The sequence below is a fragment of the Bacillus sp. lyk4-R2A-2 genome (genome assembly GCF_030209735.1).
Classification (GTDB): domain Bacteria; phylum Bacillota; class Bacilli; order Bacillales; family Bacillaceae; genus Bacillus; species Bacillus pumilus.
In genome coordinates this window covers 406,620-428,551 of the sequence record NZ_JARVRK010000004.1, presented here as the reverse complement: position 1 = coordinate 428,551, position 21,932 = coordinate 406,620, and the positions used below count along the sequence as shown (strand labels likewise).

Annotated in this window: 18 protein-coding genes; 1 reads left to right on the top strand and 17 read right to left on the bottom strand. The window is 41.4% G+C overall.

Annotated elements, in window-relative coordinates; all coding sequences use genetic code 11:
• Positions 1-125 precede the first annotated feature (125 nt).
• A complete protein-coding gene (locus tag QRN39_RS04950) occupies positions 126-2,252 on the bottom strand; it encodes a peptidoglycan D,D-transpeptidase FtsI family protein (protein ID WP_284906312.1) in 2,127 nt (708 codons plus the stop codon).
• A gap of 336 nt (positions 2,253-2,588) precedes the next feature.
• Here QRN39_RS04950 and QRN39_RS04945 point away from each other — a divergent pair, with 336 nt between their 5' ends.
• Complete coding sequence (locus QRN39_RS04945) at positions 2,589-3,383, top strand: CAP domain-containing protein (protein ID WP_284906311.1); 795 nt, start codon at positions 2,589-2,591, stop codon at positions 3,381-3,383.
• A gap of 39 nt (positions 3,384-3,422) precedes the next feature.
• Here the strand turns inward: QRN39_RS04945 and QRN39_RS04940 are convergent, their stop codons facing one another.
• From QRN39_RS04940 to QRN39_RS04865, 16 genes are all read right to left on the bottom strand, one after another.
• Positions 3,423-4,295 (bottom strand): NAD(P)-dependent oxidoreductase, encoded by an 873-nt coding sequence (locus QRN39_RS04940; protein WP_003211880.1) that lies wholly within the window; start codon positions 4,293-4,295, stop codon positions 3,423-3,425.
• Positions 4,296-4,308: 13 nt separating this feature from the next.
• The gene (locus QRN39_RS04935) at positions 4,309-5,094 is read right to left on the bottom strand and encodes an SDR family oxidoreductase (RefSeq protein ID WP_268458754.1); all 786 of its coding nucleotides are present in this window, start codon (positions 5,092-5,094) and stop codon (positions 4,309-4,311) included.
• 74 nt (positions 5,095-5,168) lie between these two features.
• A complete protein-coding gene (locus tag QRN39_RS04930; protein ID WP_226805110.1) occupies positions 5,169-7,130 on the bottom strand; it encodes a methyl-accepting chemotaxis protein in 1,962 nt (653 codons plus the stop codon).
• 104 nt (positions 7,131-7,234) lie between these two features.
• Positions 7,235-8,263: a spore photoproduct lyase gene (gene splB / locus QRN39_RS04925; RefSeq protein ID WP_284906310.1), complete on the bottom strand. Its 1,029-nt coding sequence runs from the start codon at positions 8,261-8,263 to the stop codon at positions 7,235-7,237.
• Between the two features lie 82 nt (positions 8,264-8,345).
• Positions 8,346-8,588, bottom strand: a complete 243-nt coding sequence (locus tag QRN39_RS04920) for a transcriptional regulator SplA domain-containing protein (protein WP_044331928.1) — start codon at positions 8,586-8,588, stop codon at positions 8,346-8,348.
• 97 nt (positions 8,589-8,685) lie between these two features.
• Entirely contained in the window at positions 8,686-10,404 is a 1,719-nt protein-coding gene (gene ptsP, locus QRN39_RS04915) for a phosphoenolpyruvate--protein phosphotransferase (RefSeq protein ID WP_050945158.1), read from the bottom strand.
• On the bottom strand, positions 10,404-10,670 hold the full coding sequence (locus tag QRN39_RS04910) for a phosphocarrier protein HPr (protein WP_003211078.1): 267 nt from the start codon (positions 10,668-10,670) through the stop codon (positions 10,404-10,406). Before QRN39_RS04910 ends, ptsP begins: the two co-directional genes overlap by 1 nt.
• Positions 10,671-10,763: 93 nt before the next feature.
• Complete coding sequence (ptsG, locus tag QRN39_RS04905) at positions 10,764-12,863, bottom strand: glucose-specific PTS transporter subunit IIBC (RefSeq protein ID WP_284906309.1); 2,100 nt, start codon at positions 12,861-12,863, stop codon at positions 10,764-10,766.
• Positions 12,864-13,065: 202 nt separating this feature from the next.
• Complete coding sequence (gene glcT, locus QRN39_RS04900; RefSeq protein WP_003212366.1) at positions 13,066-13,920, bottom strand: glucose PTS transporter transcription antiterminator GlcT; 855 nt, start codon at positions 13,918-13,920, stop codon at positions 13,066-13,068.
• 55 nt (positions 13,921-13,975) lie between these two features.
• Positions 13,976-14,965 (bottom strand): LacI family DNA-binding transcriptional regulator, encoded by a 990-nt coding sequence (locus tag QRN39_RS04895; protein ID WP_284906308.1) that lies wholly within the window; start codon positions 14,963-14,965, stop codon positions 13,976-13,978.
• A 290-nt stretch (positions 14,966-15,255) separates the two neighbouring features.
• Positions 15,256-16,350: a M24 family metallopeptidase gene (locus tag QRN39_RS04890; RefSeq protein WP_003211922.1), complete on the bottom strand. Its 1,095-nt coding sequence runs from the start codon at positions 16,348-16,350 to the stop codon at positions 15,256-15,258.
• 104 nt (positions 16,351-16,454) lie between these two features.
• Positions 16,455-18,374: a heavy metal translocating P-type ATPase gene (locus QRN39_RS04885; protein ID WP_251190921.1), complete on the bottom strand. Its 1,920-nt coding sequence runs from the start codon at positions 18,372-18,374 to the stop codon at positions 16,455-16,457.
• Between the two features lie 296 nt (positions 18,375-18,670).
• Positions 18,671-19,159 carry an endospore biogenesis thiol-disulfide oxidoreductase StoA gene (gene stoA / locus QRN39_RS04880; RefSeq protein ID WP_284906305.1) on the bottom strand — a complete coding sequence of 163 codons (489 nt, stop codon included), beginning with the start codon at positions 19,157-19,159 and terminating at the stop codon, positions 18,671-18,673.
• 54 nt (positions 19,160-19,213) lie between these two features.
• On the bottom strand, positions 19,214-20,530 hold the full coding sequence (locus QRN39_RS04875) for a polysaccharide biosynthesis protein (RefSeq protein WP_106029806.1): 1,317 nt from the start codon (positions 20,528-20,530) through the stop codon (positions 19,214-19,216).
• 115 nt (positions 20,531-20,645) lie between these two features.
• On the bottom strand, positions 20,646-21,299 hold the full coding sequence (locus tag QRN39_RS04870; RefSeq protein ID WP_284906302.1) for a cell wall hydrolase: 654 nt from the start codon (positions 21,297-21,299) through the stop codon (positions 20,646-20,648).
• 307 nt (positions 21,300-21,606) lie between these two features.
• Positions 21,607-21,801 carry a hypothetical protein gene (locus QRN39_RS04865; protein ID WP_044139794.1) on the bottom strand — a complete coding sequence of 65 codons (195 nt, stop codon included), beginning with the start codon at positions 21,799-21,801 and terminating at the stop codon, positions 21,607-21,609.
• Positions 21,802-21,932: the final 131 nt, after the last annotated feature.

Genomic DNA, 21,932 nt, shown 5'->3' with positions numbered 1-21,932 from the left:
GGTTGTCCTTAGATTGATGTATAAAAAAGATTCGCTAGAAAACCCGTATTTTCCTTCCGTCATCGAGGGAAACGTCCATATTTTCAGCAAAAAAGAGCACATTCTCTTGATGTGCTCTCTGCTGTTTACTGCTTTTCGTATTTCTTTTGTAATTCAACGTACTTATCAATAATTTTACTTGGAATGGTTTTAATGACGGAATCTTTGTCTGAAACATAAGGGGTCACGACACTAAAAGCCACTTTTGGATTGGACGATGGATAATATCCCCCAAAGGTTAAATTGTAAGTGGGGTTTCCCCACCAGTTGCGGTTGGCACCATAGTAAAAGGTTTGGGCCGTCCCTGTTTTTCCTGAGACATCATGCTGACCAAAGCGGCCTGCGGCAGTACCGCCGGTCGATGTGACCATTTTCAGTCCCATTTTGACGCGGTCAATATCTGCTTTCGAGTTGTTAATCGTGTTCAATACCTTCGGCTCATATTTTTTCACGACTGGGCCTACTTCATCCTTCTTTGTTGGAAGGTGAACGCTTTTCACCACTCTTGGTTGAACGCGATTTCCTCCATTGGCGATCGTTGACATGTACTGGGCAACTTGAAGCGGTGTATACGTGTCATACTGGCCAATTGCTTCATCGAGCAAAAGTCCGCCGACCGTCTTCGGATGTGTCTGCATCCCGCTTGATTCCTGCGGCAAATCGATCCCTGTTTTCACGCCAAGACCGAATTGCGCATAGTAGTTTCTCATTTTTTGTAGGTGCTCAGGTCTTGCCGGTAACGGACCATCCTTTTGATAAATGATGCCCGCCATTCTCATCGCTACTTGGAACATGTAGACGTTGGAACTTTTTTGGAGAGCCTGAAGATCATTGACCCATCCAAGAACTTTGTATGACCGTTTCGGCTTTCCACCACTTCCTGCAAAGTAGAGCGGTGTATCCATATAGGATTGGTTGTGCGACATTCCGTCCTGATAACCGCCAAGTACTGTGGCTCCTTTGACAACAGAGCCCATTTCGTACTGGGTCGTAAATGTTCCGATGGCATAATCAGTGACGTCTCTGCCGTCCATTTTCTTGCCAGACATCGCGAGAACATCCCCAGTGTTAGGGTCCATCATCACGACAAATGCGCGATCCATCATATAGTTTCTCGCACTAGCGGATCTAAGCTCTGATTCGACGATCTTGTCGACTTCCTTTTGCAGCTCCATATCAAATGTCAGTGCAAGATCAAGTCCTCTTCGTCCCTCTGTCCGCTTGATTTCATCGAGCAGCTTCCCGCCAACCTGAGTATATTGAACGGTCGCTTTCTCCGGGTTCAGAAAATCCTCGTATTGATACTCTAAATAACTCTTCCCTACTCGGTCATTACGTGAGTAGCCTCTTGCCATATAGTAATCTTCACGCTCTTTTATAATCCCTTGCTCTGGTGTGGTCACACCGCCAAGTACATTATAAAGGGTCTTCTCATACGGATATTTTCTTGTCCAATCATTGATGACATTCACACCAGGCAGTTCATCAAGATGCTCTGATACAAGTGAAATCTCTTCATAGGTCAAACTCACAGATGATGCCTGCTTTGACTCTTTTGTTTCATCGAGTAAAGCAACTTTTTCGTCCCCTTTTTTCTCTTCATTTGGGTCCATTGCTTTCACGATTTGAGGCTCAAAGGCATATCCGCCTGTAAATCGACGATAGATCGCTGCAACTGCTTTTTCCTCTGCATTTTTTTCGATCGCCTTGACCTCTTCCTTAGGCACGCGCTCTACTTGAAGCGGATAGACATCTTTTGCTTTAAGATTCTTTTGCTCTGCTTTTGAAATGAGCTTATCCGCTTCTTTCGGATGGCTTGCCAGCCAAAAATCTCGAATGTCACGCTCTCTCAAAAAATCAGTATCCATTTTTATATAAGTCGCAAGTTTTCTTGCTACCTTAATCTTATCCTTCGCTTTTACACCGCTTTCTGATGTATAAACGATGGCAGGTACACTTTCATTATCAACGACGACTCTTCCTCTCGCGTCATACATTTTTCCTCTTGGTGACGGGTATGATGCTGTTTTGACCTCTGTTCGGTTAGCCTGCTTTTTATAATCCTCACCATTGACGATTTGCAGTACACCAAGCTTGATCACAAGCACAGCAAACAAACTAAAGACAGCGAAGAAAAAGAGATTAATCCTCCAGGCGTTCCGGCGCTTGAATTTTTTCTGCTCGGCACCACCTTGATGCTGTTTCTCTCCCACTTATGTAGCTCCTCTCATCCTTTCAATCTTTTACAATTACCACTCATTATTGTAACACTTTTGTAATAGTTGTTACAGCGAAACAAGCGAAAAAAAGCTGTCAATCCCTATTATGCAAAAAAATATACTAACACTTTAAAATATTGGTATGTTTATGTCGTTTTCATTAAATGGAAGAATTCCCTATCCTTTGATATGAGGCGGGTTTTTTTGTGACTTTAACAAAAATGACAAACAGGCATTGTCAATGGAGGATGCTGGTACGTTTATAACAAAAAGTCCATGTTATGATTTTCTGTGAGAAAACAAAACAAAGATTTTAGGAGGAGTTACAATATGAAGAAGAAATCATTCTTTTTTTCAGCGCTAACGGCTGCTGCACTCATCACGTTCACTGGGGGACATTCAGCTGATGCGAAGGAGCTTAACCTGAAACAAGTAATACATGTACAGCATCAAACCATTGATCTTCATACATTAGCTACAAAATTACATATCTCTTCAGATGTAAACAAGCTAAGCAAGTCGAATCAAAAAGAGATCGAAGCTCTTTTAAACAAGCTGATCAAAAGCGGTCAACCTGTTACTGGCACGAAAGTGGTAAAAGAAGTAAACAAAGCAAAAAATGAACAAAAACAAGAATCAGTGAAAAAACCTACTGCTTCTAAACCAAGTGCGCCAGCAAAACAAAATACAAACAACAATACAAAAACTGATCAAAAAGACACAACGACAGCAAAAGCAGACAGCAGCTTGAATGCATTTGAAAAAGAAGTCGTTGAGCTTACAAACAAAGAGCGTGCAAAGCAAGGATTAAAAGCACTTTCTGTTGATTCAAAACTAAGCAAATCTGCTCGCGCAAAATCTCAAGATATGAAAGATAAAAACTATTTCTCTCATACAAGCCCAACTTACGGATCTCCATTTGATCAAATGAAGAAATTCGGGATCACTTACAAAACAGCAGGTGAAAACATTGCCCAAGGTCAAAGATCTCCACAAGAAGTGGTGACTGCTTGGATGAACAGTGAAGGTCATAGAGCCAATATCTTAAACAAAAACTATACACATATCGGTGTTGGTTATGTGAAATCTGGCAACTACTGGACGCAGCAATTCATCGGAAAATAAGTTATCTAAAAAGCCTGTCCCAAAGTAGGACAGGCTTTTTTATTTCACCCATAATTTATATATACTTTGTGTGCCGCTATTTTCTTCGCCCTGTTCGCGCAGCTTCTCATAAAGTGACTTCGCAAGTGAGAGCCCAGGCATCTCTTCTCCCATCAGCTCTGCTTCTTCAAGTGCAATGCCCATATCTTTAATAAAATGCTTCACGTAGAACCCTGGCTCGAAATCACCTTTCAGCATTCTTGGTGCAAGGTTTGACAAGGACCAGCTTCCTGCCGCACCCGTTGTGATGCTTTTGAGCACGTGCTCTGGATCAAGTCCTGATTTTTCGGCATAGGCCATAGCCTCTGCGACACCTACCATGCCTGCTGCAATCGCAATTTGGTTACACATTTTGGTATGCTGGCCGCTTCCTGCAGGTCCTTGATATTGAATGTTTTCGCCCATTTTCTCAAATAAGGGCAAACACGCTTCATAGGCTGATTTTTCTCCACCAATCATGATCGCAAGCGTTGCATTTTTTGCGCCTACGTCTCCGCCAGAAACTGGTGCATCTAATGCAAACAGCCCTTTTTCTTTCGCTTTCACTTCAATTTCTTTTGCCAGCTGAGGCTTCGATGTCGTCATATCTATCAGATAAGTACCAGGCGTAGCATGTGCCACAAGCCCCTCTTCACCTAAATAGATTTCTTCTACATCTGATGGATATCCTACCATTGTGATGACAGCATCTGCATGTTGTGCAATTTCCTTCACTTCCGGCTTCCATGATGCGCCTTTTTGAATGAGTGCATCTGCTTTCGCTTTTGTTCTTGTATAAACGAGAACTTCATAACCTGCATCCATTAAATGTTCAGCCATACTGCGTCCCATTACACCAATTCCAATAAAACCAACTGTTTTGATTTGTGTCATCACTTGTTCCTCCTTAAAGAGACTTTGTCAATCCACCATCAATGATAAGTGTTTGACCTGTCATATATGTATTGGCTTCAGATAAAAGAAAGGCTGCATATGCTGCAAATTCCTCTGGCTGTCCATAACGGCCAAGCGGAATCATACGTTCAGCCTGTGCTTTGATTTCTTCAACCGTTTGGTGCTCTGCCTGCGCGCGGTGCTTGTCGAGCTGTTTGACGCGGTCTGTTTCAATTTTCCCTGGGGCTAACGTATTAATCAAAATCCCATCCTTAGCAAGCTCCTGAGCGGCTGTTTTTGTCCAGCCGGCAATAGCCGGTCTAAAAGTATTTGACAGCATCAAGCCTGGGATCGGTTCTTTTACTGACATAGACGCAATGTTTAACACGCGTGCACCGCGTTTTTTCAAATAAGGCAAGGCCTCTTTTAATAATCGAATATAGCTGAGTAAATGAAGCTGAAATGATTCCATCCAGTCTTCATCTGTTAAGGTTTCAAGCGTCCCTGTTTTAGGCCCGCCTGTATTGTTCACAAGAATGTCTACACACTTCTCATCACCAGCTGCCGCTTGAACTAGCGCCTTGATTTGCTGCGCGTCAGACACATCACATACTTGATAAGTCAGCTTTCCTTTTACAAGCGGAGATAATTCTTTCACCGTTTCTGTCAGCGTGTGCTCATGTCTTCCTGAAAGCATCACATCTGCTCCCTCTTTTGCTAGAGCAAAGGCAATCGCTTTTCCGATACCTTGACTACTTGCAGCGACCAATGCTTTTTTTCCAGATAAATTGACATTCATGTCAACACCTCCTTTGCTTTATTTTATCATACAAAAAGAACCTTGCTCACGTCGCAAGGTTCCTTTCCGCTTCTTTACAGCTTAAACCGATCTACTGCCTGACGTAATGCATTGCTTGATTCGTTCAGCATTTCAGTCGAGGTTTTCGTTCTTTCTAAAACTTGGACTTGTTCATCTGTAGACGCATGCACTTCCTCAGCTGAAGCCGCCGATTCTTCTGAAATTGCAGCAATGCTTTGAATGGAGTCACTCATCTTCTGCTGTTCTTCTGTCATTTCATTGATCTGTGTATGAATGCTGTCGATTGTACCGACAAGTGCCTGCATTTCCATTGTGATGCTGCTCAGTGCCTCACCTGTTGCATTAATGGCGTCACCTTGTTCCTCATTCATCTTACTTGCTGCTGTCATCGCTTCAGCCGCCTTCTTCGATTCATTTTGAATGAGTTTGACGGTTTCACTAATGTGTTTTGTTGATTGCGCAGATTGTTCAGCAAGCTTTCTGACTTCTTCTGCAACAACAGCAAATCCTCGTCCGCTTTCTCCAGCTCTCGCTGCTTCAATGCTTGCATTCAGTGCAAGTAAATTCGTTTGATCCGAGATTTGAGAGATGGCTGTCACCACGTTTTCGATATTTTTCGTTTTATGCTCAAGGTCAAGCAGCATTTGCTCTACCTTTTTCGATTCTTCGTTCGCTTGTGTTGATTTTTGAACGAGCACACCAAGTGCATCAAGCCCTTTATAGCTTGCATCCTCAGATGATTTTGAGTTGGTTTGCATTTGTGAGGCAAGCTCACCCATATGGCGCACTTTCTCATACAATTGCTCTGATTTCTCATTAATTGTTTCTGCATCTGATGCCTGCTTAGATGCCCCTGTTGCCACCTCTTGAATGGCGGTTGCAATCTGTTCGCTCGACAGCAAGGTTTCATTTGAAATTTGTGTGACTTCATCCGTTGATGTCACTACTTGGTCTGAAGCCCCTTTCACTTTTTCAATTAACTCTCTAATGTCCTCTATCATTTGATTAAAGCTTTTCGTGAGGAGACCAATTTCATCTTTGGACTTCACTTCAAGCGTACTTGTTAAATCGCCTTCTGACACTTTACGCACATGCCCTGTTAGACGCTTGATTGGCGTTGTAATGCTTCTTGCCAATAAGAAGCTGAGGATCATCGCAAGAATAATAGCAATGACGGATATAATGATACTTGTCTGATTCATTTGTTCTGTAATCCAAAGCAGTTTCTTTTTCTCAAAGCTAACACCAACCGTCCAATCGGCTTCTTTGATTTTAGATATAACCGTCAGTTCTTTGCTGTCATCAATACCTGAATTGTCGATTGCTTTTTTCACAGAAGCAACTTTTGATATGTTTTTTCCTTGCTCTTTTGGATGCGCCAAAATCGTTCCTTTGCCATCAACTAAGAAAGCGGTACCCATATAAGGGATCTTTTGTTCCTTTACATAGGATTGTATGGAAGACAGCTTCAGATCAAGTCCAGCGACTCCAACAACCTTTCCATCTCGGACAATTGCTTTAGTGGCTGAGACAACCGTTTCTTTCGTTGCTTCATCGATATATGGATTGGTCCAAACGACCTGATCAGGCTTTTCAGCTGCTTGGACAAACCAATTTTGTTTAGATGGATCATACCCCTCGCCAAGATCGAACTCTGGGAAAGAGAACATTTTGCCATCACTAGTTCCAATATAGGCAAACGAAATAAGTTTATCCTGTTCCTGCATGTTTTTTAGTTCATCTTTTTCAAAAGCTAATGTTTGTTTTGTTTGTTTTTGCGCAAAATTTTCAGCCAGTGAACTTGTTGCCAGTTTATTAATTGTATTGGCGTAATTATCAAGCTTTTCTGTAATGATGTCTTTCATGCTTTCGGTCATTGCTGCTGTGGTGGTTTTTGCATCTCGTTCAATAAGTGGTGTTAATACTACGTTAGAACCAACTTGAACTGCCACGACGGTTAAAATTAAAATAACTGAGATAAAAACAGCTATTCTTACTTGAAGTTTCTTAAACATCTCATCACCCCTACGTTTCTTATTTTGTATATCGGCAAAATTAGTACCGCATTCAATAGTTGCAAGAAAATTTAAATAGAAAAAACAAGCCCTAAAGGCTTGCTTTAAGTGAAATATTCAATTTTCGCAGACGGAAAGTACCGATCAATATATGATTCTAAAGTCTTCCTTAACTCTTGTTCCTCATCTTTTTGATAGATATATTTCCCAATCCCATATCTACCCCACTTGTATCTTCTTTTTTCTTCATCTAATTCTAATTTTGATTTCGGATAGTTTTTTTGGATGACACGCTTCGCTGGTTTTGTAAAACGATGCTGGATCATTTCAAAGGTGATATCGTGCCTCACATCTTCAGGAAGGGCTGCATCTAGCTTTTCAAAAAGAACTTTATACCCTTCCTGCCAGCCTTCATGAATGTAAATTGGGGCAATAATAAAGCCAAGAGGATAGCCTGCCTTTGCGACCTTGACAGCCGCTTCAATCCGCTGATCAAGCGGTGATGTTCCAGGTTCGAAATATTTAATGACATAATCCGCATTGATGCTAAAGCGGAATCTTGTCCGGCCATTATGCTTTGCATCAAGTAAATGATCGACATGATGAAATTTGGTCACAAAGCGAAGCTTACCAAGATCAGTTTGGCCGAAGTATTCAATCGCTTTCTTTAGTGTATGTGTCAAATGGTCAATTCCTACAATATCTGACGTACAAGAAGCTTCGAATCTCGTGATATCCGGCGCACGCTCATTCATGTACTGCTCCGCCTGATCTAATATTTCTTCAACATTCACATATGTTCGAATGTATGGCTTACTTCCCATCGTCGTTTGCAGGTAGCAATAATGGCAATGCCCCATACAGCCTGTTGCAAATGGGATCGCATACTCCGCAGATGGTTTAGACGTATCAAACTTCAACGTTTTCCTCACACCAATGACAAGCGTTGATTTCGCATTACGATACTTTTGTAAGTCATTTTTACCCGGAATATTTCTTACTTGGTTATGTGAAGTCGTTTCTCTTATTTCAATACCCATCCCCTCGAACTTTTCCTTCAGCTCTCGTCCTAACGGGTACTCTAACGCCCGTGGTTCAATGTACACAAGCTGGGGCACAAAAGGTTTGATCATATTTAGCACATCCTTACCTTATAGGTTTTCATACCGTTACTTTAACCGTGCAGGATGGCTTTTATCCTTTCTAAAATCTCCCTTATTCAAATAAATCTTGATAAAGAGCTTCTGCTTCTTCATATGTCGGAAAGACCGCATCATCTGGAGCTAAAGGATGGTACGTTTCAAGTAAGAATAGGGCAAGCTCCTCTTCGTTGTATGGATGTGAAACGATTTCTGCTTCTTTGATTTGTGCTACGTTTGCTGCATGTGGATTTCGATAAATCACATATACTTGATCACCCGGTTTATAGTCTGAGAAAGGCAATCTGGTCACCTCCATTTTTCTTATAGAATGCCCTTCTCTCTGACGGATATGACCCAATATGATAAAATTCGACAAAAAAACCAGACAGGGTTACTGTCTGGTTTGAATTCACTTAGTTATGTTGAAACGTTTTCTTCACGAAATCAACCACTTCTTCTGTCGTGCTAAGTGATAAAATATGCTCTTTAAATGATGCCGCTTCTTCCTTAGAAAGCTTGCTTAGCTGAGTTCTTGCTGGAAGAATAGATGTTGCACTCATTGAGAATTCATCTAATCCTAATCCAAGAAGAAGAGGAATTGCGATTTCATCTCCTGCCATCTCTCCGCACATGCCAACCCATTTACCTTCTTTATGCGCTGCTTCAATAACAAGCGTAATCAGACGTAAAATCGCTGGATTGTAAGGCTGGTAAAGATAAGACACTCGTTCGTTCATTCGATCAGCAGCCATTGTGTATTGAATCAAGTCATTCGTTCCAATACTGAAGAAATCCACTTCTTTTGCAAATTGGTCTGCAATGACAGCTGTTGATGGAATTTCTACCATTATACCGATTTCAATGGAATCGGATACGTCTGTACCAGCGGCAACCAATGCTTCTTTTTCTTCAAGTAAAATGGCTTTTGCTTCTCTAAATTCTGATAACGTCGCGATCATAGGGAACATGATTTTCAAGTTTCCATATGTACTTGCACGAAGTAAGGCGCGTAGCTGTGTTCTGAAAATCTCCTGTTCTTCGAGGCAAAGGCGGATCGCTCTAAAGCCAAGAAACGGGTTCATTTCTTTTGGAAGCTGCAAGTAAGGGAGTTCTTTATCGCCACCAATATCTAGTGTGCGGACAACCACTGCTTTGCCTTCCATTTTCTCTAAAACAGTTTTATACGCATCGAACTGCTCTTCTTCTGTAGGAAGCTGATCTCTGCCCATGTATAAAAATTCTGTACGGTACAATCCGACTGCTTCGCCGCCATTTTCAAGCACACCTTTTACATCTTCAGGTGTTCCGATATTTGCAGCTAGCTCTACGTGAACGCCGTCTTTTGTGACCGTTGGCTGGTCAACCAGTTTCGCCCATTCCGCTTTTTTAGCTAAATAGTCTTCATGCTTTTTTTGATACGCTTTCACTTCATCTTCAGAAGGCTGAATGATGACGTCTCCGCTAATACCATCAACAATGATCAGATCACCATTTTTCACCGTTTTTGTTGCTTCTTTTGTTCCAACAACAGCTGGAATCTCCATTGATCTTGCCATAATCGCTGAGTGAGAAGTACGACCGCCGATATCTGTCGCAAACCCTTTGACGAATTGTCTGTTCAGCTGAGCAGTATCAGAAGGAGTTAAATCTTCAGCAATGATGACCACTTCTTCAGAAATCATGCTTGGATTCGGAATGTCAACGCCTAGCAAATGTCCAATTACACGTTTTGTTACGTCGCGAATATCCGCTGCACGTTCCTTCATGTATTCGTTGTCCATTGCTTCGAACATCGTAACAAACATTGTCGCTGTTTCTTTTAAAGCAAATTCAGCATTTACTTTATCAGAGTTGATTTTATCCTTTACTGGGTTTAGCAGCTCTGGATCACTTAACACAAGAAGGTGTGCAGAAAAGATATCTGCTTTGTCTTGGCCAAGCTCCTTTAGCGCATGTTCTTTAATTGCTTCAAGTTCTTGTTTAGAAACATGAATTGCTTCTTCAAAACGCTTCACTTCTGTCTCTGGATCGTTGATGTCTTTTTGGTGAACTGTTAAATCTGGTTCTTCCAGACGATATGCTTTTGCAATCGCAACGCCTGATGAAGCACCGATTCCTTTCAGTTGTTGCATTACTCGCCTAGGCCTTCACTTTTCATTGTGTCTTTAAGCGCAGCAAGTGCATCATTTTCATCAGAACCAGAAGCAGAGATTGTGATTGTAGCACCTTTCGCAATTCCTAGAGACATTACACCCATAATAGATTTCAGGTTCACTGTTTTACCATTATATTCTAAGTTGATATCAGCATCATATTTACTAGCAGTTTGTACAAGTACTGTTGCAGGACGTGCGTGAATTCCAGAATCTGCAGTTACTTTGAATGTTTGTTGAGCCATTTTTATCAATCTCCTTTTTATACAATTAATACATCCACAATATTATATCATACTGCCGAGCTTGTCATCTAACAAGAACGGCAGTTATGAAAATTATTTTGAAATTTTCATGATGTTTTCTTGACCAGCTTTGATTTCACCGGCTTCTTGAAGGTCAATAAATTGTCCTTCACTTAAGTTGGTAAATACAATTGGTGTCATTAAAGATGGTACTTCAGACTTAATTTTATCAATATCAACCTCTAAGAGTTTTTGACCGATTTCTACTTGATCTCCCTCTTGTACAAATGCTTCAAATCCTTCTCCTTTGAGGCTGACCGTATCAATACCGAAGTGGATCAAAATTTCAAGTCCACCGTCAGATTGTAGGCCAATTGCGTGTTTCGTTGGGAATACATTTAAGATCTTCCCTTTCACCGGTGAAACCACCATTCCATCTGTTGGCAAGATGGCGAAACCGTCACCCATCATTTTCCCTGAGAATACTTGATCTGGTACATCTGTAATCGGATGAAGCTCCCCTGTAATTGGTGATGCAAAGATTTCTTCACCTAGTTCGTTTTGAAGCGGTTTTGCAATGACCTCTTCGACCTGCTGGCTGACTTCTTCTTTTGCAGAAGGGTCTTTCGCTGGACGAGGCGTCCGGCCTGCAATGATGTCCTGCATTTGTGTTTTTAAATTATCAGAGCGAGGACCGAAGATGGCCTGGATGTTGTTCCCAACTTCGAGAACTCCTGAAGCACCAAGCTTTTTCAAGCGGTCCTTGTCCACTTTCTTCTGATCATTAACAGTGACACGTAAACGCGTAATACAAGCATCAAGGTGTTTAATGTTTTCTTGGTCACCCATTGCTTCAAGAATTTCATAAGGTAAGTCATTACCCTTTTCAGACTTAGCACTATCTGCACCGTCAGCTGCTTCATCCTCGCGGCCTGGCGTTTTCAGATTAAATTTGCGAATGGCGAATCTAAATCCGAAGTAATAAATAGCAGCAAGTGCGAGACCAACTGGAATCACAAGCCACCAAGCGGTTCTGTTTGGCAAGATACCGAATAAGAAGAAATCGATTAATCCTCCTGAGAAGGTCATACCGATTTTCACGTTTAGAATATCCATTATCATAAAGGATAATCCAGCAAATACACAGTGGATTGCAAATAACACTGGTGCAACAAACAAGAATGAGAATTCAAGTGGTTCAGTAATCCCTGTTAGGAAAGAAGTCAGAGCTGCTGATCCCATAATTCCTGCGACAAGCTTTTTATTCTTTGGTTTTGCTTCATGGTAAATCGCAAGTGCTGCTGCTGGGAGACCAAACATCATGAACGGATATTTCCCTGTCATGAATGTACCAGCTGTCAGCTGAACACCATCTTTGATTTGCGCCATGAAGATACGCTGATCACCACGGATAATATCTCCTGATAAGCTCTTATAGCTAAAGAACTCATACCAGAATGGCGCGTAGAATATGTGGTGCAGACCAAACGGAATTAATGAGCGTTCAATGACACCGAATACAAAGGCAGCAAGCGGCTCATTCGCTGCAAGCAGTCCTGTTGAAAATGAGTTCAGTGCACCTTGGATTGGCGGCCAAATGACTAGCATCAAAAGCCCTAAAATAAGTGCTGAAATAGATGTAACAATTGGAACAAAACGCTTACCGGCAAAGAAGCCAAGATATTGCGGAAGCTCAATTTTGTAAAATTTATTAAACATATAAGCTGCTAATACCCCGACAATAATCCCGCCAAAAACTCCGGTAGACAAGGTCGGTATGCCGAGCATATTAACATATGCTGGGTGGCTTTCCTTAAAGAACTTAGCCAATTTGATTGAATCGGATGGAATGGATCCGTTGGCCATTAATACGGCACTCATCGTTACGTTCATGACAAGATAACCGATAATTGCGGCAATCCCTGCCACACCGTCTCCATTAGCAAGACCGATGGCAACCCCTACAGCAAATAAGAGCGGAAGATTCGAGAAGACAATGTTCCCCGCATTTTCCATGACGCTTGCAACAAGCTGAATTGTATCATTGCTTAAAAATTGAGCCACATCGATCAGCTGCGGATTTTGCATCGCATTCCCAAGTGCTAGTAAAATACCAGCAGCAGGAAGGATCGCAACTGGAAGCATAAGTGCTCGTCCAATTTTTTGCAACACACCAAAAAGTGATTTAAACACTAGTTGAACCTCCTTTTATTTTCGCTTACAACATACAAGCGGGACGCTCCCTGACATACATTTCATAGTTAACCGTTTACATTTCACTTTCAAACACAAAAAAAGGCATGGTGATATAAGGTTGCGCAAATAACAGGATCTTATCCTGTATTTACCTTAAGTCACTCATGCCTGATCGAATCAGTTACACGTTTCAAGGAAACTATGAAATTTTATTTGTCAATCTGTACAGATGAAGGGTTAGGTAGACAGCCTCTGCATCTTGTACAGGCTTTTTCAATGCATGTTGTAATATTTTGATCATTTTCCAAGCAGTATTGTAGCATAAAGGATATTCATTTTTCAATAGATGAAGCAATTTTTCTGGCTCCTCTAAAGATTCTTCCCGTTTAATACGCTCAATCGAAAACGTAATATGGCGCAATAAGCGTAAATAATGAATACTTTCTCTGTCTACTTTCATATGAAATGAATCTTCTATGACTTGGACCATTTGCGTGATGAGCTGCGAATGACGGTTCACCTCAGATAATGGCCGATTCGTTAAAGCTGAGTGAATATGGAGCGCAATAAAGCCAATCTCTCCTTCTGGCAGCTTTGTTTCGACATCAGGACGCTCGTTAATGAGCTCAACGACTTCCTTTGCGACCTCGTATTCTTTCGGATACAACGACTTCGTCTCAAGCATAAAGGGATTGGTGATATCATATCCTTGCTGCACCCGCTTAAAACTAAAGGCAATATGGTCAGTCAGGGCAATATGAATATGCTCATTCAAACGGTGTCCCATTTTTTCTCGTATATGATAAATGACGTCATTGGCAAGCTCGATCATGTTCTCATCAATGTGGTGAAGCAGTTGTTTATATTCTGTTTGTTCCTTTGTATTTTTAAGGACAAACATTTTTTCAAATGTATCTTGATCGAGAACATCACCCGATTTTTTCCCGAAGCCGATTCCTTTCCCAATCAGAACTACTTCGCCCAAAGAAGGGTGTCTTGCAATGATGACATTATTATTTAACGCTTTATCAACGGTGAAGGATTCCATGAACATCCCCACCTCCTTCTTATTCAATCCCTCTTATCGTACAAAACAGATGAAACGTGCGTCAACGATTGTTTTTGAAAACGGTGGTTGATCGCTCGATCAGGCGAAATGGCAGCATTCTTTTCTCTGGCATCTCTCCCTTTATGGCCCGATCGAACAAGTCAAACGCTTCCTGACCCATTCGTTTCAGCGGAATATCAATGCTGGAAATCCCCAAAGCCTCACTTAATTGGTTAAATTGAAAGCTCAGTATGGCTGGAGTTTCTTCTGCTTTTATATGATGACGCTGCGCCTCTAATAAAAAGCCTGCTGATACGTCATCATTTGTGATGAATAATGCTGTGGGGCGATTCTTCATCTCCTGCCACTCTGTAAATAATTGTTTTCCATCAAAAAGTGTTAGTTTCCCTTCGATGATCCATTCTTCATCAATCTCCTGCCCGAGCGATTTCATCATTTCTTGATAAGCCTGAAGGCGCGACTCGCTATTCGCTCCTTCTGTTCTGGCGAGAACAATCGCAATTCGTTGATGGCCGCATGCTGCCAAATGATGCAGGCCTTCCTTAAATGCTTGATCATGTGCAATTGTCACTGTTGAGCATGTATCATGCGGCGTGGGATGACAAAATATAATCGGCCCAGATTCCTGCCACTTTAAAATATGCCCATCACTTAACGCATTTGAACAAAATATTAAACCATCCACACGGCGTTCTTTTAAACTCATTAACGCTTCTTTTTCTTTTAATGGATCATACCCCGTTTGAAATAAAGCAAAATGCATACCGTGCGCCTGTGCTTTTTCTGCAATACCTGTGACAAGGCCGCTGAAATAAGAGTGTTCAATCGTCGGAAGAACGATGCCAAGCATATTTGAATAGCCCTTTGCTAAATGGACAGCTTGAATGTTTCTCGTATATTTGAGCTCTTTCATCGCATGTAGAACACGTTCTCGTTTTTCCTCTTTGACATAAGGATGATCATTCAACACACGTGATACAGTTGTCACAGATACGCCCGCTCTTTTCGCAATCTCCCTTATGTTTGCCATTTTTTCTCCTACTTTCTCTTGCTATGGTAAGCGTTTCATACTTTAAGATGTATGTGAGCTGAACAAATCACTGGATGGAAAGGGGAATTCAAGATGGGTTTCATCATATGGATTATATTATGTATGACTGTTTTGTTTTCTGCTCGTTTTGCACTACATCCTTTAGGAAAAGAACATAAAATCAAACCGTTTGAATCAATTGATGATTTTTTTGTTGATAAGGATCGAAAAGAGTGACAAAAAATCACGATGACACTTCCAAGACATGGACGTTCATCGTGATTTTTTTATTACTTGATGATCGTCAGCTCTTTCGGATAATTGGTTAAAGTGACTGGACCGTCTGCTGTGATCAATACATCATCTTCAATTCTGACGCCGCCGACTCCTGGGACGTAGACCCCAGGTTCGATCGTATACACCATGCCTTCTTGGAGAAGATCATCATTTGCCTGGCTCATCGAAGGAAACTCATGAACAGACACCCCTAGACCATGCCCAAGGCGGTGAGGGAAATAGTCCCCATATCCAGCTTCTGTGATCAGCCCGCGTGCTTTTAAGTCCAGGTCCCCAATTCTCACACCCGGCTTACTCATTTCTAGTGCTGCCATTTCTGCGTTCAGGACGGTTTGATAGATGTCCTTTTGCTGATCAGAAGCTTCCTGATAGATGAATGTTCTTGTAATGTCTGAGCAGTACCCATCAACAATGACTCCAAGGTCAAATAACACAAAGTCGCCTTTTTTTAAGGCTGCCTGTCCTGGATTTCCGTGAGGCTCTCCTGATTTTTCGCCAAAGAGAACCATCGTCGAAAAGGACATGCCTTGAATGCCTTTTTTCTTTAGCTCATATTCAATGACAGCGAGCACTTCTGTTTCGGTGACTCCTTCTTTTAAGGCGTTCACCCCAATTTTTACCCCTTCATCTGCCAATTGAGCTGCTTTTTTCAGTGTAGCAATTTCAGATTCATCTTTAATCAGCCTCAGCTGATTGAGCTCTTCTTCTGCCCGGACAAAAGTTTCTGCCCCAGTGGCAGCTTGAAGCTGTTCTGCTCTTTGAAGCGGAATCGACTCTTTTTCAATTGCAAGTCGAGTTGCTCTTACACCGCGTTTTTCTACTGCTGACTGAATGAAATCAAATGGATTCTCATGGTCTTCATAACCAATGATATCGCCTGACCACCCAGCATTTTTCGCCTGCTCGACTTCCATTTTAGGCAAAATAAAAAATGGATCTGCCTCTTGAAACACAAACAGCCCCATTACTCTTTCATGCGGCTCTGTGAAGTATCCAGATAGATAAAACACATTTTCCTTTGTATGTATAAATGCACCTTGAATGTCTTTTTCCTTTAGCCAAGAAGACAAGCTCTTCATTCGGTTCATCGTGATCCTCCTCACACGTTTTACTACTGATCTATTGTATCAGTTTTTGCTTTATTTCGCACAAAAGCGCACTGGCAGAAGCCAAGTGCGCTATGATGATTTGCTTAAGATGCACGAAGCAGACGCAGTCCATTTAAAATGACCAAAATCGTACTTCCTTCATGCCCGATGACGCCAAAAGGCAAATCAAGCACTTGTAAGAAATTCGCACAAATTAACAAACAAATCACCGTTAATGAGAAAATAATATTTTGCTTAATAATTCGGTTCATCTTTCTTGAAAGACGGATCATCTTCGTTAAGTTATTTAAATTATTCTTCATTAAGATCAGATCTGCTGTTTCTAAAGCCACGTCTGTGCCTCCGCCCATCGCAACCCCCACATCTGCTGTGGCGAGTGCCGGTGCATCATTGATTCCGTCTCCTACCATGATGATGGAATTACCGTGTTTTTTAAGTTGATTGACCTCATGTACCTTTTCATCTGGAAGGCACCCAGCAACAACCTTTTGGATGCCGGCTTCCTGCGCAATGGCTTCAGCCGTTTTTTGCTGATCTCCTGTCAGCATGACGGTTTGGATGCCTAAATCATTCAGCTCTTGAATCATTTTTTTCGCTTCAGGTCTAATTTGATCTTTAAGGCCAAGGCACCCAACGACTTCTTGATCCTTTTGAACATACACCACTGTATATCCTTTTTCAGAAAGATGCTCTCCTGTCTCTTCAATCTCGCGGTCCATTGAAGCCTTGCCAGCAAAGTCTTTCTTCCCAATCCGCCACGTTTCTCCATTCAATTGTGCCTTTACACCAAAACCAGAGGTTTCTTCAATGGTGACATGAGCTGATCTTTCTATTTGTTGCTCTTGTGCCATATCAGAGATCGCTTTCGCTAATGGATGGTTTGATTGACTTTCAATTTGATAAAGCGCCTGATAAAAGGCCGCTTCCTCTTGTCCTTTAGCGATCACCACCTGCTCCACAGCTGGCTTTCCGCTTGTAATCGTCCCCGTTTTGTCAAAAGCAATCATGCTGCTAGTGCCTAGCTTTTCTAAAAAGACGCTCCCTTTAACAAGCATTCCGTTTCTTGCGCCGTTTGAGATCAGTGACAAAGCAGCTGGCATAATGGATGCAACAAGCGCACAAGGTGATGCAACAACCATAAACACCATGGCCCGGTAGAAGGTTTCACTCATACTCCAGCCTAGTACAAAATGAGGCAGAACCATTAAAATCGCGACGGTGATCAGTACACCTTTTACATACGCACCTTCGAATTTTTCAATAAATGCCTGGCTTGGTGACACACTTTCTTGAGCCGATTCGACAAGTTTAATAATTTTATGGAAAAGCGTTTCTTCATTATGTTTGGTCACTTCTACTGTTAAGGAACCATTTAAGTTCACTGTTCCCGCAAACACATCTTCGCCTTGCCCTTTTTCCTGGGGCACAGACTCGCCCGTAAGCGCAGATTCATCCACACTTGTTCTTCCGCTTAAAATCACACCATCTGCTGCAATACGTTCCCCAGCTTTGATCATGATACGGTCACCTGGTGTTAATGATGAAGCAGAGACTTGAATGGTCGTACCATTTTCTTCAATTAAAGTCGCTTCATCTGGTGCGATGCTCATTAAAGCTGTTAAATCCTTCTTGCTTTTATTTGATGTATACGTTTCAAGCGCACCACTAAGTGAGAAAATAAAAATTAAGATCGCGCCCTCTGCCCAATATCCAATGATTGCTGAGCCTATAGCTGCAAAAATCATTAAAAGTTCAACATTCAAGCTTTTAGACGAAATGGTTTCTTCAATTCCTTCCTTCGCTTTTGCAAAACCTCCAATTATAAACGCAAGGATAAATAAAGGAATACTCCACATGCTCTCATCCTTTAACATCCATCCAACCAAAATGAGAATCCCTGAGATACCCGCTGCTATTAATTCTCCGTGCTGTGTCCATTGATGAAGGGACCATTTCGATTCCTTTTGATTTGTTGTTTGATAAAGTGCTGTATTCTCATTCATGATTGTTTTCTCCTCTCTAATTGATAATGGTTTTCACATCATCAATTGTTGCCCGTTTCCTTTTTTCATCTATATTTTCTGCTATTTCAAGCTTTTTATAGGTCTGTTATTCATTATAACAGGTTCTGACCGATTTTCAATTAATAATTATTATAATTTCTTTTTGATAATAATTATCATTATTGATGTAGATCCTTTCATCTCTTCTGAGCACAGTTTATTCAGATGAAAAGCAATTGAACACAAAAAAGAACCAAAGGAAGAATGATCCTTGGTTCTTGAAATCATGTTTCGTTCTAAAAATCCGTCCACTCCTTGATTTGTTTTTTCGTCAGTGGACCTACATGATTTTTCACAATTTCCCCTTTTTCATTTATCAAAAAGCTGGTTGGAATGGTGATGATTTGGTATCTCTTCATCATTTCCCCTCGCTCATCTAGTATGACCGGGAATGTAAACTTTCTGTCTTTCACAAATTGGGCAACCGCATGTTTACTTTGTTCAGCCCCTAGTAAATTCACCGTTAAGATATCAACATCACTCTGATTTTCTTTCACGATCTGGTCAAATACGGGCAGCTCCATTTTGCAGGACGGGCACCATGTTGTCCAAAAATGCAAAATGGTCTTTTTTCCTTTCGCCGGAATCATCTGCGTTTCACCAGTTAATGCACGAGCCTCTATCCTTGGCGCCATAACGGGCTCTTTCGCTTCAGCCTCGCTGCCTATGAGTAATAGAAGCAGGGTCATTATAAGAAGACTGGCGGGTAGATATTTACGATTCATCAGGATCTTCCTTCCCAGTTTTCTTATAGCTTGCCCGCTCGACGAAGAGGACATTCAAGCTTTTTTCATTCTAAGAAACATGGAAACGCCGAGCTCCTTACAAATCGTCGCATAATGCAGTGCAGTCAAGAGGAGCATGCCCGTATTCATCCCTAATATAACCCCCATCATATTCAAGCTTTCAATTGACCCGAGAAAATACACCATTGAAAACGAGACGACATGCACCCATATATTATGTAGGAACACATCTTTAATGAGCCCCATACCGATTAAGCACGCTTGAAATGGCATCACAAACAGGTGGCATAAAAAGTACGGCCAAAGCAGCTGTAAGTAGACAGCAGCTTGCGGTGAATCAAAAAAGAGCTGTGTAAGCGGATAAGCAAAATAATACATCACCATCACTGCCGGTACCCCGTACCCAAACGTAATGATTATTGCCTGCCTGACACGTTTTTTCACAAGGGCATACTGACCTAAAGCATAGGCTTCAGATACACTCGGAATCATCACAATCATGATGGAATGAGCGATAAATGCAGGGAAAAAACCGATCGACATCGCGACACCAGCCAGCATGCCGTAATGATCAACAGCAAGTGATCCAGAGATGCCTGCAGCAATAAGGGCACCTTTGATTAAAAACGGTTCTATCGCATTTGCGATCGCATGAAAAATCCGCATGCCCGTTGTTGGAATGGAGACAGCTAATAGGCGCTTTCTCACGTCAATTCCTCTTAATTCAACAGACCTGACATTGACAGCATTTTTCGCCATGACGTATTGGGAGTATAAATAAATAAAGACGACAAGATCACTCGCGACAATGACACCGATGGCAATGAGTACCGCTGTTTCAATATCAAACGAATACCAATGGAAGAACAAAAACAGGCAGATAAGCTGGATCGTTTTCTTCAGCATATTGGCAAGAGCGATCCTGCCCATTTGCTGCTTTCCCATAAAATAGCCGCGTGCAATCGAGGTAAACGCAATAATTGGAATAAGAGACAGCACAAGCCCTTTCATGAGCGGATGATACGACTGAAACACTGGAATGAACGGCAGGACAATCGCAGCGATCCCCGTTGTTGTACATGTCACCACAAGCGTCATTTTAAACGCATGGCGGAGCATACTTTTATGGAGCCGCTCATGCGATTCTGCAATGAATTTAGAAATGGAGACTGGCAGCTCTAAGCTGGCAATCACGAGGACCAGCATGATGATTGGAAGGATACTCATATATAGACCCATTCCATGTTCTCCAAGCTCTCTCGCTAAAATCATATTGACTAAAAACTCTATACACTCCGCAATGAAAGCTGCGACAGATAGCAGAATGACCCCTTTTACAAATCGATTCATGTAGCCTCCCCTTTATCTAAAGCAAATTCTTTTCACATTCTATGAGACAAGTCCTGAAAATATTTTGATAAATGAAGACAAAAAAAAGAGCGATCTGATTGATCGCTTCATTTCTTTATACAGCAAATACGTGACGACCGATACGTTCTACAATTTTGCGAGAACGAATCCAGTTATCTGTTGCCGTTTTGGGATTATAAAAATAAATGGCCTTTGTTGTTCTGTCATGTTCTTTCACTACTTGCTTCACAGCTTTAACAGAATCTTGATCTGCTTTATCATGAATACTTCCATTCGATACTGGCTGGAAAGCATTTCGCTGATAAATAACACCTTTGACACTGTCAGGAAAAGAGCGATGCTCCACCCTGTTTAAGACGACGCTTGCCACAGCTTTTTTACCTGCGTAAGATTCACCTTTCGCTTCAGCATGTACCAATCGTGAGAGCAGTTCCATTTCCTCATTAGAATAGCGTTTGGCGCTTTCCTCGTTCGTCGTTTCTGATTTTACTCTTTTCTTTTGCTTCGGTTTTGAAGACATTTTTTCTGAAGACGTACTTAGCATTTTGACTTTCGGCTGACGCTTCTCCTCTGAAAATGCTGGGATGACTTGATCGTGTTCATCTTGATCTATATATGAAAGCTCATGCTTAACAGGTGCTTGTGAAATTTTGTGACTTAATGTGCCTTGCTGCTCTTGTATGTTGTCCATCTTCATGGCTGCGATTAGCATAAGGATGACAAAAAGAGCGGTATGAATTTTCATCATTCGCCTCATTCCTCCTTTAATTAAAGTAGGCGGTAAGATACTTGTCCACTCTAACAAGAGCTCCTTCTATTTTCACGCACAAAGATTTGCATGCCTAACCAAATTCCGTCATTAAATGGCATGTCCTAGTTGAATTGCGTATCAACTGGAATTGTTAGCGCTTAAAAAGACCCCTTTTCCGCCTATAATCATCCTTATGCTCCTGATTATGGGTTATTACATTTTCTTTTCAGATGTATCAAGCTCGTTTGAAGTGTGACAAAAGAACTAAAATAAAAAAGCTTTCTCTCATTCATGAGAAAAAGCTTTAGCTTCTTGCTTCTGTAAGATATTCAAAAATAACATCTCCACCATGTTTCGCAATCCCGCGAAAATACTTAAAATCATCTTGATTCACCAAGATCGAACGAAACGTTAAAAAATCATCTTTTTGAATGGTCACTTGCTTTTCTGTCCCATTTCGTAACGATTCAAGTATTGTGAGGATTTGTTCTTCCGTCAAATAAACCGCTCCTTTACAGCCATCATCAAATATTAAATATATCATCCGTTAGGAAAGCATACAACGAAAACGAAACAAAAACGTCTTTATCCTTTACATTGGTATGAAAATATTGCAAAATACTTTTTAAT